This is a genomic window from Methylobacterium sp. WL18 (assembly GCF_008040015.1).
Classification (GTDB): domain Bacteria; phylum Pseudomonadota; class Alphaproteobacteria; order Rhizobiales; family Beijerinckiaceae; genus Methylobacterium; species Methylobacterium mesophilicum.
Genome location: NZ_VRVD01000071.1, coordinates 1 through 13,367 on the forward strand (window position 1 = coordinate 1; position 13,367 = coordinate 13,367).

Sequence of the window (13,367 nt, forward strand, 5' to 3'; positions counted from 1 at the left end):
CCGCCGGGCGATCCAGGCGGCCCACGCGGCCTACCCGGCCTGGCGCGCCAAGACCGCCAACGAGCGCGCCGTGCTGCTGCGCAAGCTCGCGGCCCTGGTCACCGAGAACCAGGACGACCTGGCGCAGATCCTCACCGCCGAGCAGGGCAAGTCGCTGACCGAATCCCGCGGCGAGGTCGCGATGTCGGCGGCCTACGTGCTGTGGTTCGCCGAGGAGGCGCGGCGCGTCTACGGCGACGTGATCCCCTCCCCCTGGGGCGACCGCAAGATCCTGGTCACCAAGGAGCCGGTGGGCGTGGTCGCGGCGATCACCCCGTGGAACTTCCCGTCCTCGATGATCGCCCGCAAGATCGCCCCGGCGCTGGCCGCCGGCTGCCCGATCGTGATCAAGCCGGCCTCGCAGACCCCGCTCTCGGGCCTCGCCTGGGGCGTGCTGTGCGAGAAGGCCGGCTTCCCGGCCGGGACCGTCAGCATCCTCACCGGCTCGGCCCGGGCCATCGGCGGTGAGATGACCGGCAACCCGCTGGTCAAGAAGATCACGTTCACCGGTTCCACCGAGGTCGGCAAGGTGCTGCTGGAGCAGGCTTCCCACACGGTGAAGAAGGTCTCGATGGAGTTGGGCGGCAACGCGCCGTTCATCGTGTTCGACGACGCCGACCTCGACCGGGCCGTGGCCGGCGCGATGCTCGCCAAGTACCGCAACTCCGGCCAGACCTGCATCTGCACCAACCGCTTCCTGGTGCAGGACGGGATCTACGACGCCTTCGCGGACAAGATGGCCGAGGCCGCCAACCGCCTGAAGGTCGGCAACGGTATCGAGGAGGGCGTCGCCCAGGGGCCGCTGATCGACATGGCCGCGGTCGAGAAGACCGAGGCCCATATCCGCGACGCCGTCGAGAAGGGCGGCCGGGTGGTCGCGGGCGGGCATCGCCACGCGTTGGGCGGTCAGTTCTTCGAGCCGACCGTGATCACCGGCGCGACCCCCGACATGGCGGTCGCCCGGGAGGAGACGTTCGGGCCGCTGGCGCCGCTGTTTCGGTTCCGCGACGAGGCGGAGGCGATCCGCATGGCCAACGACACCGAGTTCGGCCTGGCCTGCTACTTCTACACCCGCGACCTCGGCCGCACCTTCCGGGTCGCCGAGGCGCTGGAATACGGCATGGTCGGGATCAACGAGGGCATCATCACCACCGAGGTGGCGCCCTTCGGCGGCGTGAAGGAATCCGGCCTCGGCCGCGAGGGCTCCTACCAGGGCATCGAGGATTACCTGAACACCAAGTACCTTTGCGTCGGCGGCCTCGGCGCCTGAGGGCGCGGGCCTCCGCGATACGTGTTCGATCCCGGCCCCCGGGATCGAACACAACATGCTGGGCAGGGTCGACCCGGCGCCGCCGTCAGGGCGCGGTTCCATAGGAGTGCCGCTCGTCGTCGCTGATCGGCCGGATCACCCGGCATGGATTCCCGGCGGCCAGCACGCCGTCCGGCACGTCGCGGGTGACCACGCTGCCCGCGCCGATCACCGTGCGGGAGCCTATGGTCACGCCCGGCAGGATCAGGGCGCCGCCGCCGACCCAGACATCCGAGCCGATATCGATCGGCCTGCCGTATTCCTGGACCCGGCGCAGGGCTGCGTTGGTGGGGTGCAGGGGCGTGAGGATCTGAACCGCCGGCCCGAACAGGGTGAAGCTGCCGATCCGAACGCGGCAGACATCGAGCACGACGCAGTTGAAGTTGAAATACACCTGCTCGCCGAGTTCGATGTTCGACCCGTAGTCGCAGAAGAACGGGGGCTGCATCCATACCGTCTCGCCGCCGACCCCGAAGATCCGCTTGCACAGGTCCCGGCGCAGATCTTCGTCGGCATCGCGCGTGGCGTTGAGCTGTTGGCATAGGTCCCGGACCCGAGCCCGGGCGGCGACAAGTTCGGGATCGAGGGCGTCGTAGAGTTCGCCCGCCAGCATCTTCTCGCGCTCGGTCCGCATCGACATTCTCCCCGGCTCAGCCGCATCGCTTCCAACAGCGGGCACTTCCCCGCGCTCTCGGCCATGCGTACATATGTACGCATCGGACGCGAATGCCAATCGCCACCCGTCCAGGAATTCCGTGCAGGAGCCCCGTGTGCCCTCGTCCCAGCGCCGTTACGACCCGGACCGCCGCGCCCGCATCGTGCAGGCGACCCTCGACGTCATCGCCGAGCACGGCGTCGCCGGGACGACGCATCGCCGGGTCGCGGCGGCGGCCGACGTGCCGCTCGGCTCGATGACCTACCACTTCACCGGCCTGGTCGAACTGCTGACCGAGGCGTTCACCCTTCTGGCCGACACGGTCTCGGCGCGCTTCACCGAGCGGCTGGCCGAGGCCGCGGATCGCCATGAGGCCTGCGAGGCCGTGGTCGACCTCATCGTGGACGACAGCTGGGCGAGCCCGCGGACCATGCTGCTGAGCTACGAGCTTTACGCCTTCGCCGCCCGCAACCCGCCGTTGCGCCGCGTCATGCAGGATTGGATGGAGAAGAGCCGCGCGGCCCTCCGGCAGCATTTCCCGGCCGACGCGGCCAAGGCGCTGGATGCCCTGATCGAGGGCTTGTCGATCCACCGCTCGGTGGATCCGGAGCCGATGGATCGCGCCCGTGTCCGCGCTCTTGTCGAGCGCGTCGCCTCCTGAGGACGATGCTCCGGGCCCGGCGCCGTCTCGTCACGCCCGGGTACTTGTCGCGGCTTCAAGGCGTCGCGCATCCCCGGCGGCCCTCCGCGCGAAGCCGGGTCCGACGCCGGAATGCCGAGGTTCAGGCCGGATGCGTGTTGTGGATCTGGTCGAAATCCAGGGACGCCGTGTCGATCACGATTTGGGTCCGGCTGATCACTTCGAGCTTGCGCAGGATTTCCGAGACATGGGCCTTCACGGTTGAATCGCCGACGTGAAGCTCGTGGGCGATCTGCTTGTTCAGCTTGCCCTGCCGGATCATCATCAGCACCCGCAATTGCTGCGGGGTGAGCCGGGCAATGCGCTCGGCCAGGGGGGGCTTCTTGGCATGCGGCGAGGGCCCGTTCGCCTCGGTGAAGCCGGGGGGCAGGAACAGCGCGCCGCTCATCACCTCGGTGATCGCCCGGGTCAGGGTGGTCTTGTCCATCGCCTTGGGCACGAAGCCGGCGGCCCCGTGCTGCAGGGCCTCGCGGACGATGCGCGGGTCCTCGTGGCCCGACACGATCAGGATCGGGATGCGCGGGAAGCGGGCTCGGACCGTGATCAGGCCGTCGAAGCCGGTGACCCCCCGCATGGATAGGTCGAGGAGCGTCAGGTCGATGCCGCGGTTCTCGGCCAGCACCGCGCACGCGGCCTCGATCCCGTCGGCCTCGTGCAGGACGGCGTCCGGATGGGCGAGGCGGATCGTGGCCGCCAGGGCGTCGCGGAACAGCGGGTGGTCGTCGACGATCAGGAGTTGCACGGTCGATGCCGTTCCTCGTGCGAGATCCGCAGGCGGGACCCATCGGACATCGCGAACCTGATCGATGCGCCCTCCCGGCGCAAGCGGCTGTCGAGGAGGCCGCCCCGGCCGATCCGGCCTGACCGCAGTGCGGATTCACCGGCACGGTTTGGTCGGGCCGGGCGGGACGGCCCGATCGATCGCGGCGCGGGTCCGCACGCAACCGGGCCAGAATCATCGGGGCCCGACGGCCGAGCGTAGCCCGCCGGACCGCCCCCGATCCGGTCCGCCAAGCTGAGCAGGGCGCCGGCTCCCCGGCGCACCGCCAACCTTCATGTGCGCAATCTCACGCCCGCGGAACCCGAGTCGCTTGACCTCAATCATGATCATCGTCAGTTATACGATACATGATGACTGTCATGTAAAAAAGTTGAGGATCGAGCCCATGTCCAGCAAGCCTGCCATACTGATCACCGGTGCCTCGTCGGGCATCGGCGCGGTCTACGCCGACCGCTTCGCCCACCGCGGCCACGATCTCGTCCTGGTCGCGCGGGACGGCGCCCGCCTGGGGACGCTCGCCGAGCGCCTGCGCCGGGAAACCGGCGTCGCGATCGATATCCTCTTGGCCGACCTGACCCGACCGGCCGACCTCGCCGCCGTCGAGACCCGCTTGCGCACGGATACCCGGATCGGCGTGCTGGTGAACAATGCCGGCGCGGCGCTCACCGGCAGCTTCGTCGGCCAGGATCCCGAGCAAGTGGGCGCACTGATCGCCCTCAATACCACCGCCCCGGCGCGCCTCGCGGCCGCGGTCGCCCCCCGCTTCGCCGAGGCCGGGGAAGGCGCCATCATCAATATCGGTTCGGTGGTCGGCTTCGTCCCGGAATTCGGGATGGCGGTCTACGGCGCCACGAAAGCCTTCGTGCAGTATCTCAGTGCAGCGCTTCACGCCGAACTCGGGCCGAAGGGCGTCTACGTCCAGGCGGTCCTGCCGGCGGCGACCCGCACCGAGATCTGGGATCGTGCCGGGATCGACGTGAACAGCCTGCCGGCCGTGATGGAGACGAGCGCCCTGGTCGACGCCGCCCTGGTCGGCTTCGACCGGCGTGAGCCGGTGACGATCCCGCCCCTGCCCGATGCCGAACAGTGGGATGCCTACGATCGGGCGCGGAGCGCGATGATCCCGAATCTCGGCCAGACCCAGCCCGCGGAGCGCTATCGCGCCGCGAACTGACATCCGGAGTGAATCGCCAGGGCGTTCCAGGGAACGCCCTGGCGCGGCGCATGCGTGCCGGTCCGTCGGTGCTATGACCATCCGGTGCCGACGGGAGAACGGGCGTGACGCAGAGGACCGAGCCGTATTGTCCGTCGCAGACCTGGGAAACGCTGAGGCCCGAGGCCGCCGGGTTCGATGCCGCCGCCCTGGCCGAGGCGGTCGCCTACGCGGAGGCGAACGAGAGCCCCTGGCCGCGCAGCCTCTACTACCCGGATGGATGCTATGTCGGCTTGGTCGAGTGGAACGAGCGCGGGCCTTGGAGCGACATCGTCGGGCGGGTGCGGCCGCGGGGCGGCCCGGCCGGCGTGATCCTGAAGGGCGGCCGGCGCGTAGCCGCCTGGGGCGATACGCGGCGCCCGGACATGACCTTCTCCATCGCGAAGAGTTACCTGGCCGTCCTGGCCGGGCTCGCGCACGATGACGGGCTGATCCCGGATGTGGATGCGCCCGTCCGGGACAGCGTGCCGGACCCCCTCCTCGACGGTCCGCAGAACGGCGCGATCACCTGGCGCCACCTGCTGCAGCAATCGAGCGAGTGGCAGGGCACGCTGTTCGGCAAGTCCGACCAGGTCGATCATTTCCGCCAGATCGGTCCCGGGGCGGACAACAGCCGCAAGGGCGAACGCCGCGCGCTCAAGGCCCCGGGCAGCCATTACGAATACAACGACGTGCGGGTGAACCTGCTGGCGTATTGCCTGATGCATCGCTTCGGCCGCGCGTTGCCGGAGGTGCTGCGCACGCGGATCTTCGAGCCGATCGGTGCGTCCCACGACTGGGCGTGGCACGGCTACGACAACGCCTGGGTCGAGGTCGACGGCGCCCGGATGCAGTCGGTGCCGGGCGGCGGCCATTGGGGCGGCGGCCTGTTCATCGGCGCGGACGACCACGCGCGCTTCGGGCTCCTCATCGCTCACGGCGGCGTCTGGGCGGGACGCCGGCTCCTGTCGGAGCGCTGGATCCGCGCGATGCTGACCCCGTCGCCGACGCTCGCGAATTACGGCTACCTGTGGTGGCTGAATCGCGGCCCGTCCGCCAAGCCCGAACTGCCGGATTCCGCGTTCAGCGCGCTCGGGGCCGGCAACAACGTGATCTGGGTCGATCCCGACCACGACCTCGTCGCCGTGCTGCGCTGGATCGACAAGGCGGCCCTGGACGGCTTTCTATCGCGGCTCGTCGGGGCGGTACGGAGCTAACGTGTCGCCGGCTGGCCTTGCCGATCGGTAGTGCCCTCGGCCCGGACGAAATCGAGGAAGGCCCGGAGCACCGGCCGCATCAGCCGGCGGCTCGGATAGTAGAGGAAGAAGCCCGGAAAGCGCGGGCACCAATCCTCCAGCACGCGGACCAGCCGGCCGGAGGCGAGGTCCTCCGTCACCTGCGCCTCGAACACGTAGGCGAGGCCGGCGCCCATCCGCGCCGCCTCCGCGATCAGCCGCATGTCGTCCAGGATCAGGCTTCCGGAGACCGAGACGACAACGGCCGCGCCGTCCTTCTCGAGGTCCCAGCGGAACAGGGCGCCGCCGGCGAAGCGGCGGTTGATGCAGGTGTGGTCGTGGAGGTCCTGCGGCGTGCGCGGAAGCGGCCGGTCCGCGAAGTAGGACGGCGCCGCCACGATCGCCGCGCACTGAGCGGGGCCGAGCGCGACTGCGATCATGTCCTGCTCCAGGCTCTCCGCGAACCGGACGCCGGCATCGAAGCCCTCCGCCACGATGTCGCGCAGGTCGTCCTGCGCGCAGACCTCGATCGCCACGCCGGGATGCGCGCGCGTGAACGCCACGGCGAGCGGGAGCAGCAGCATCTCGGCGGCCGAGTGCGGCACCGAGAAGCGCAGCGTTCCCGAGAGCCGCTGCTGCGAGGCGGTGGCGGCCTCGACCGCCTCGGTGATCGCCGCCAGCGCCGGTCCGAGTCCGTCGAGCAGGCGTCGTCCGGCTTCCGTCGGGGCGACGCTGCGGGTGGTCCGGGCCAAAATCTGGATCCCGAGGCTGGCCTCGAGCCCGTTGATCGCGTGGCTCACCGCCGAGACGGAGAGCCCGAGGTCGCGGGCCGCCCCGCGGAAGCTGCGGCGCGCCGCGACGGCGGCGAAGATCGCGAGGGCTGGGAGATCGGTGCGTTTCACTGTTGAGCCGGATAGGACAGGCTGCGCTGCAGAACACGAATTATCCTAGGCTTGGCCACCGATGCACAGTCGGGACGGCTTCGGCCAAGCGACTCACGAGAGAACCCACAGGGAATCCCATGCAACAGCGTCGACTCGGTTCAGAACTCGTCGTCTCCGCCCTCGGCCTCGGCTGCATGGGCATGAGCTTCGGCTATGGCGGCCAGCCGGAGGCTGAGGCCGTCGTCACGCTGCGCCGGGCGGTCGATCTCGGCGTCACCTTCTTCGATACCGCCGAGATGTACGGGCCGTTCGAGAACGAGAAGCTGGTCGGCAAGGCCCTGGCGCCGGTGCGCGACCAGGTGGTCATCGCCACCAAGTTCGGCTTCAAGATTGCCGAGACTGGAGAGGGCCGGGACCGGATCGTCGGCGTCGACAGCCGCCCCGAGCATGTCCGCGCGGTCTGCGACGCGTCGCTGCAGCGCCTCGGCGTCGAGGTGATCGACCTGTTCTACCAGCACCGGGTCGATCCCGCCGTTCCGATCGAGGACACGGTCGGCGCGATGGCGGACCTCGTGCGCGCCGGTAAGGTGCGCGCGCTGGGCCTGTCCGAGGCCGGCGCAGCCACGATCCGGCGCGCCCACGCGGTCCATCCGATCGCCGCAGTGCAGAGCGAGTATTCCCTGTGGAGCCGTGAGCCGGAGGCCGCGGTGCTGCCGACCTGCGCCGAGCTGGGCATCGGCTTCGTGCCCTACAGCCCCCTCGGCCGCGGCCTGCTCACCGGGGCGATCCGGGACATGGGCAGCCTCGGAGCCGACGATTTCCGCCGCACCCTGCCGCGCTTCGAGGCGGAGAACCTGGCGGCCAACGAGAAGCTGATCGACGCGCTGGCCGCCATGGCGGCCGCCAAGGGCGTCACGCCGGCCCAGCTCGCCCTGGCCTGGGTGCTCCACCGGGGCGACGGCATCGTGCCGATTCCGGGCGCCCGCAAGATCCGCCATCTCGAAGAGAACGCCGCCGCCGCGGCGATCGTGCTCAGTGCCGACGACCTCGCCGCCATCGACGCGGCGATGCCCCCGGAGGCGGTCAACGGCAATCGCTACACCGAGGCCGCGCTGGCTTTGGTCGAGGGCTGAGTGCGGGCCGGAAGAGCGATGACGCACCGCTGCCCCGAGCCCGACAACGAGGGGCACGGCTCGAAGCGAGACTGACGACGGTAATCCCATCCTCGACCTCATCCTGAGGAGCCCGCGTCAGCGGGCCTCGAAGGAGCCCTCCAGAAGGCGCTTGGCTGGCTGGAGGGCTCTTTCGAGGCCGGGCGATCTGCGCTCGCCCGGCACCTCAGGACGAGGAGGAGATTTGGATTCTCGTTGTTCGTCAACGTCCTGTGACCGAGATCACGCGTTCGAATACCTATTCAAGCCGCCGCGATGGTTTCGGCGATGGCCCGCGCCCGCGGGACGAGGCTCGCCACCTCCAGATATTCCTCGGGCGAATGCGCCTTGCCGCCGACTGGCCCGACCGCACACAGCGTGGGGCAGCCGACGCTCGCGGTGAAGCCGGAATCGGCGCAGCCGCCGGCGAACTCGCCCTCGATCCGGACGCCGTGCTGCGCGCTGACCTGCGCGTAGGTCTCGAACAGCGCACGCGAAGCCTCGTCCTGCACCAGGGGCAGGAACTCGCCCTTGATGGTCAGCTGCGCGCGGGTATCCGGCACGGTCGCACCCGCCACGATCGCGGCGATCCGGCCCATGGCCGCGTCGCGGTCCGCCGGGGTGACGTAGCGCAGGTCGATCTCGCAGGTCGCCCGGGGCGCCACGGTGTTCACCGACTGGCCGCCCGAGACCAGCCCGACATTCACCGTGATGCCGCGGTCGAGATCGGTGATCGCGTGGAGCGCGGTGATCTTGTGGGCGAGTTCGCCGATGGCGCTGCGCCCGTCGGCGTAGTTGCCGCCGGAATGGGCAGCCCGGCCGTGGACCTCAAGGTGCATGAACACGCCGCCCTTGCGGCCGGTGACGACGTTCCCGGTCGGTCGGCCGGGCTCCGCGTTCAGCACCGCGCGGGCGCCGCGGGCGGTTTCCTCGATGATCGGCCGGCAGGCCGGCGAGCCGATCTCCTCGTCGCTGGTGAACAGGCCGACCAGCGGCACCGGTGCGCCGCCGGCCCGGTGGAAGGCGGCCAGCACGAAGGCGTTCATCACCAGCCCGGCCTTCATGTCGGCGACGCCCGGCCCGTAGGCGCGGCCCTCCGCGATCCGGAACGGCCGGTGGGCGACCTCGCCCTTTGGGAAGACGGTGTCGCGGTGGCCCATCAGCACGATCGGCCGGTTGGCGCCCCCGGACCCGGCGACCTGCGCCCTCAGCGCGTCGCCGTAATCCTCCATTGGGATGGTGGTGACCGAGACGCCGTGCTCGGCCAGGAAGAACGCGATGCGGGCGCCCACCGCGTCGACCCCGGCCTTGTCGTAGGAGCCGGAATCGATGTTCACCAGCTCTTCGAGCAGGGCCAGCATGGCGCCCTCCTGCCCTTCGAGCCAGCGGATCGCGGCGGCGTCTCTCTCGGTCATCGGAGTCCTCGCTCGGCGGTGCGGCTATTCCACGGTGACTGACTTGGCGAGGTTCCGGGGCTGGTCGACGTCTTTCCCCATGAACACCGCGGTGTGGTAGGCCACCAGCTGGATCGGCACCGCGTACACGATCGGTGCCACCGTGGCGTCGAGGTCCGGCATGGTCACGGTGGCCATCGTGTCGAGCCCGTGCTCGGCCGCGCCCTTGGCGTCGCCGATCAGCACGATGCGGCCGCCCCGGGCGGCGACCTCCTGCATGTTCGACACCGTCTTCTCGAACACCGCGTCGTGGGGCGCGATCACGATCACCGGCACGCTCTCGTCGATCAGCGCGATCGGCCCGTGCTTCAGCTCGCCCGCCGCATAGCCCTCGGCGTGGATGTAGCTGATCTCCTTCAGCTTCAGCGCGCCCTCCAGCGCCATCGGGTAGCTGGTGCCGCGGCCGAGATAGAGCACGTCCCGCGCCTTCGCGACGTCCCGGGCCAGAAGCTCGATCTCCGATTCGCGGGTCAGCGCCTCGGCCATCAGGCCCGGGGCCTTGATCAGAGCGTCCACCAGCCGGCGCTCCCCGGCCTCGTCCAGCGTGCCCCGCGCCCGGCCGGCCGCGATGGCCAGGCACAGCAGCACGGTGAGCTGGCACGAGAACGCCTTGGTCGAGGCGACGCCGATCTCGGGGCCGGCGAGCGTCGGCATGACCACGGAGGATTCCCGCGCGATGGTCGAGGTCGGCACGTTGACGACGCAGAGCGTGTGCTGGCCCTGGCTCTTGGCGTAGCGCAGCGAGGCCAGGGTGTCGGCAGTCTCGCCCGATTGCGAGATGACGAGCGTCAGCCCGTCCTTCTCGAGCGGCGCCTCGCGGTAGCGGGCCTCGGAGGCGACGTCGATCTCCACGGGTAAGCGCGCCACCTGCTCGAACCAGTAGCGCGCCACGAGACCGGCATAGAACGCCGTGCCGCAGGCGGTGATGTAGACGCGGCTGAGCTTGGCGAAGTCGAAGGGCAGCGCCTCGGGCAGCATCACCCGGCCGTTGGCCATGTCGACGTAGTGGGCGAGCGTGCGGCCCACCACCTCGGGCTGCTCGTGGATCTCCTTCGCCATGAAGTGGCGGTACTCGCCCTTGTCGATCCGGTAGGCCTGCGTGGCGATCTTCTGGCGCGGGCGCTCGACGCGGGCGCCGGACTGGTCGCGGATCTCGGCGCTGTCCCGAGTCAGGATCGCCCAGTCGCCCTCGTCGAGATAGGTGATGGCGTCGGTGAACGGGGCGAGCGCCAGGGCGTCGGAGCCGAGATAGGTCTCGCCCTGGCCGAAGCCGACCGCGAGCGGCGCGCCGTGCCGGGCGCCGATCAGCAGGTTCTCTTCGCCGGAGAAGATGAAGGCCAGCGCGAAGGCGCCGCGCAGCCGCGGCAAGGCGGCGGCGACCGCATCGACCGGGCTCATCTGCCGGTCCATGTTGCGACTGACCAGCTGGGCCACGACCTCGGTGTCGGTCTGGCTCTCGAACACGACGCCGTCGGCCTCCAGCTCGGCCTTCAGCTCGCGGAAGTTCTCGATGATGCCGTTATGGACGACGGCGAGACGCTTGGTGGCGTGCGGGTGGGCGTTGGTCTCGTTGGGCCGGCCGTGCGTCGCCCAGCGGGTGTGGCCGATGCCGATCGTGCCGGTGAGCGGCTCCTGCGCGAGCCGGGCCTCCAGGTTGACCAGCTTGCCCGAGGCGCGGCGCCGCTCCAGGCGCCCGTGCTCCAGGGTGGCGATGCCGGCGGAATCGTAGCCGCGGTATTCGAGCCGCCGCAGGGCCTCGATCACCTGCCCCGCCACCGCGTCGCGCCCGACGATGCCGACGATGCCGCACATGGACGTGTCTCTCGCTGTAACGCCCGGCCGTTGAGCGCGGGCACGCCGCGCAAGGTCCAGGCCGCCCCGCGCAACGCGGTGCCGAGCGCGCCTTGTACCGGATCGCGATGGCGCAGGGCCAGCCCCGATGACATTGGGCCGGCTCGGTGGCTCAGGCTTCCTCGAAGGTGACGCGGAGCCGTCCGCCCAGCGCGACGGCCGCCTCCTCCATCTGGTCGAGCTTCGTGCCATGGTCGGGATCGAGGATGCGCCGTACCTCGCTCTCCCCGCGGCCGATGCGATCGGCGAACGCCATCTTGCTGAGGCCGGAGCGCTTCCAGGCCGCGTAGACGGCGGCCTTGGCCGCCAGCCGGGCTGGAAGGGGAACCGCGTGGCTTGCTGCTCCCGATGGCGCCGCGCCGGGAGGCTCCAGGTCCATGCCGTCTTTGATCCGGCCGCGAACCGCCGCCGTCAGCGCGTGGCCCATCTCCGCCAGGGCCTCCGCTTCGGTGGTGCCGGATGCGATCGCCTCCGGTAGCGAATCCGTATAGGCGTGAATTTCGCCGCCCTCCCGGCGAAGCTCGACAGGATAGACCCAATCGCTCGGCATCCTGTGTGCTCCTCATCCTGGATCGTGACGCAGGCGTTGCCTGCGAGGTCTTCGATGGTCGTCCATCGCTCATTCGAACGCCGGTGCGCGGCTAGGGACGACGCTTTAGAGATCCGACACAGCGACCTTGAGCTGTCGACAGATTCTGTCGACGTGGAAGGGACTGAGATCCCCGCTCTGGATCGTCGTCACCGCCTCTCCCAATCGAACGCGGAAATGGCTGCCTTTGCCACGCTGCCGGTCCACGGCTAGGGCCAAGCCGCGTCTGCGCGCGTATCGCCGAAGGGCGCGAATGAGAGCGTCCCGCGTCATCCGCGAATCCCCTGATGCGTGTCGGCCATCCCACGCTATCAGGCGCCTTCCGGTCCAGATCGTACAGAAATGTACGACGGCCTTCGCGCTAACGCCAGCCTGCGTTCGTTATACCTTGCCGCGCCGGGCCTTCTCGGCCAGCAATGCAGCGCGTTTCTCCGCCGCCCAGCCGGGCTTCACAGTCTGTCGGCCGCGGGCGACCGCCATGGCGTCCGCCGGCACGTCGTCGGTGATCACCGAGCCGGAGGCCACGTAGGCGCCCTCCCCGATGGTGACCGGGGCGACGAGCGCCGAATTCGAGCCGATGAAGGCGCCGGCGCCGATCGTGGTCCGGTGCTTGAGAACGCCGTCGTAATTGCAGGTGATCGTGCCGGCGCCGATATTGGCCTTCGCGCCGATCTCCGCGTCGCCGAGATAGGTGAGGTGCGCGGCCTTGGCGCCCGCGCCCATCCGGGCGTTCTTGAGTTCGACGAAGTTGCCGAGTTCCGCGCCGGTCTCGAGGACGGCATGGCCGCGCAGCCGCACGAACGGCCCGATGCGAACGCCACCTTCGAGGACGGTGTCGGTGAGGTGCGCGAAGGCCCGCACCGTGCAGCCGTCCCCGACCCGGACGCCCGGCCCGAACACCACGTGCGGCTCCACCACCACGTCGCGTCCGAGGATCGTGTCGTGGCTCAGGAACACCGTCTCGGGGGCGACGAGCGTAGCGCCGCCCAGCATGGCGCTGCGGCGCAGCCGGACCTGGATCGCGGCCTCGGCCACGGCAAGCTGGATGCGGTCGTTGACGCCCTGCGCCTCCGCCTCGTCCACGGGGACGACCGACACCGAGAGTCCCTCGGCAGCCGCGAGCGCCACCGCGTCGGGCAGATAGTATTCGCCGGCGGCGTTGTCGTTGCCGATGCGCGTGAGCAGCGCCAGCGCGTGCCGTCCTGCCAAGGCCATGAGACCGGCATTGCACAGGGTCACGGCCCGCTCGGCCGGGCTCGCATCCTTTTCCTCGCGGATCGCGAGGACTCGGCTGCCTTCGGTGAGCACCCGGCCGTAGCCGGTCGGAGTCGGGCTCTCGAACGCGAGCACGGCGACCGCTGCACCCTCCGCCAGGGGCGCGCGAAGGCGCAGAAAGGTTTCGGCGCTGATCAGCGGGGTGTCGCCGAAGGCGATGACCACGTCGTCATCGGGCGCTTCGAGCACGGCCCGGGCGGCCAGCACCGCGTGGGCGGTGCCCAGGCGCTCGGCCTGCGGGAAGACCTGCGC

Annotated in this window: 12 protein-coding genes; 5 read left to right on the forward strand and 7 right to left on the reverse strand. The window is 70.1% G+C overall.

Annotated features, from left to right (window positions below):
- Positions 1 to 1,309, forward strand: a 1,309-nt coding sequence (locus FV228_RS08770; protein WP_147854262.1) for an NAD-dependent succinate-semialdehyde dehydrogenase, incomplete at its 5' end; no start/stop codon positions are given.
- Between the two features lie 85 nt (positions 1,310 to 1,394).
- On the opposite strand, the gene FV228_RS08775 is transcribed toward FV228_RS08770, so the two are convergent.
- Positions 1,395 to 1,982 (reverse strand): sugar O-acetyltransferase, encoded by a 588-nt coding sequence (locus FV228_RS08775; RefSeq protein ID WP_147854263.1) that lies wholly within the window; start codon positions 1,980 to 1,982, stop codon positions 1,395 to 1,397.
- Positions 1,983 to 2,118: 136 nt separating this feature from the next.
- Between FV228_RS08775 and FV228_RS08780 the strand changes: the two genes are divergently transcribed.
- The gene (locus tag FV228_RS08780; RefSeq protein WP_147854264.1) at positions 2,119 to 2,664 is read left to right on the forward strand and encodes a TetR family transcriptional regulator C-terminal domain-containing protein; all 546 of its coding nucleotides are present in this window, start codon (positions 2,119 to 2,121) and stop codon (positions 2,662 to 2,664) included.
- Positions 2,665 to 2,785: 121 nt separating this feature from the next.
- On the opposite strand, the gene FV228_RS08785 is transcribed toward FV228_RS08780, so the two are convergent.
- On the reverse strand, positions 2,786 to 3,445 hold the full coding sequence (locus FV228_RS08785; RefSeq protein WP_147854265.1) for a response regulator transcription factor: 660 nt from the start codon (positions 3,443 to 3,445) through the stop codon (positions 2,786 to 2,788).
- 424 nt (positions 3,446 to 3,869) lie between these two features.
- Here FV228_RS08785 and FV228_RS08790 point away from each other — a divergent pair, with 424 nt between their 5' ends.
- Together FV228_RS08790 and FV228_RS08795 are read left to right on the forward strand one after the other, a co-directional pair.
- The gene (locus tag FV228_RS08790) at positions 3,870 to 4,658 is read left to right on the forward strand and encodes an SDR family oxidoreductase (RefSeq protein ID WP_147854266.1); all 789 of its coding nucleotides are present in this window, start codon (positions 3,870 to 3,872) and stop codon (positions 4,656 to 4,658) included.
- A gap of 104 nt (positions 4,659 to 4,762) precedes the next feature.
- Positions 4,763 to 5,893, forward strand: a complete 1,131-nt coding sequence (locus FV228_RS08795) for a serine hydrolase (RefSeq protein ID WP_147854267.1) — start codon at positions 4,763 to 4,765, stop codon at positions 5,891 to 5,893.
- Here FV228_RS08795 and FV228_RS08800 read toward each other — a convergent pair.
- Positions 5,890 to 6,813 (reverse strand): LysR family transcriptional regulator, encoded by a 924-nt coding sequence (locus tag FV228_RS08800; protein WP_147854268.1) that lies wholly within the window; start codon positions 6,811 to 6,813, stop codon positions 5,890 to 5,892. The genes FV228_RS08795 and FV228_RS08800 overlap by 4 nt on opposite strands.
- Before the next feature lie 119 nt (positions 6,814 to 6,932).
- Here FV228_RS08800 and FV228_RS08805 point away from each other — a divergent pair, with 119 nt between their 5' ends.
- Positions 6,933 to 7,928: an aldo/keto reductase gene (locus FV228_RS08805; protein WP_147854269.1), complete on the forward strand. Its 996-nt coding sequence runs from the start codon at positions 6,933 to 6,935 to the stop codon at positions 7,926 to 7,928.
- Positions 7,929 to 8,209: 281 nt separating this feature from the next.
- Here FV228_RS08805 and FV228_RS08810 read toward each other — a convergent pair whose 3' ends face one another.
- The 4 genes from FV228_RS08810 to glmU all read right to left on the reverse strand — a co-directional run.
- Positions 8,210 to 9,361 carry a M20 family metallopeptidase gene (locus tag FV228_RS08810; protein WP_147854270.1) on the reverse strand — a complete coding sequence of 384 codons (1,152 nt, stop codon included), beginning with the start codon at positions 9,359 to 9,361 and terminating at the stop codon, positions 8,210 to 8,212.
- 24 nt (positions 9,362 to 9,385) lie between these two features.
- On the reverse strand, positions 9,386 to 11,212 hold the full coding sequence (gene glmS, locus FV228_RS08815; RefSeq protein ID WP_147854271.1) for a glutamine--fructose-6-phosphate transaminase (isomerizing): 1,827 nt from the start codon (positions 11,210 to 11,212) through the stop codon (positions 9,386 to 9,388).
- 151 nt (positions 11,213 to 11,363) lie between these two features.
- Positions 11,364 to 11,801 (reverse strand): hypothetical protein, encoded by a 438-nt coding sequence (locus FV228_RS08820; protein ID WP_147854272.1) that lies wholly within the window; start codon positions 11,799 to 11,801, stop codon positions 11,364 to 11,366.
- Between the two features lie 420 nt (positions 11,802 to 12,221).
- The coding region (gene glmU, locus FV228_RS08830; protein ID WP_147854274.1) for a bifunctional UDP-N-acetylglucosamine diphosphorylase/glucosamine-1-phosphate N-acetyltransferase GlmU at positions 12,222 to 13,367 on the reverse strand (1,146 nt) is incomplete at its 5' end.

Bases quoted from the DNA above. Each gene is read 5' to 3' on its own strand.
- FV228_RS08775 (WP_147854263.1), bottom strand. From the start codon at position 1,982: ATGCGGACCGAGCGCGAGAAGATGCTGGCGGGCGAACTCTACGACGCC.
- FV228_RS08790 (WP_147854266.1), top strand. From the start codon at position 3,870: ATGTCCAGCAAGCCTGCCATACTGATCACCGGTGCCTCGTCGGGCATC.
- FV228_RS08805 (WP_147854269.1), top strand. From the start codon at position 6,933: ATGCAACAGCGTCGACTCGGTTCAGAACTCGTCGTCTCCGCCCTCGGC.
- FV228_RS08810 (WP_147854270.1), bottom strand. From the start codon at position 9,361: ATGACCGAGAGAGACGCCGCCGCGATCCGCTGGCTCGAAGGGCAGGAG.
- glmS (WP_147854271.1), bottom strand. From the start codon at position 11,212: ATGTGCGGCATCGTCGGCATCGTCGGGCGCGACGCGGTGGCGGGGCAG.
- FV228_RS08820 (WP_147854272.1), bottom strand. From the start codon at position 11,801: ATGCCGAGCGATTGGGTCTATCCTGTCGAGCTTCGCCGGGAGGGCGGC.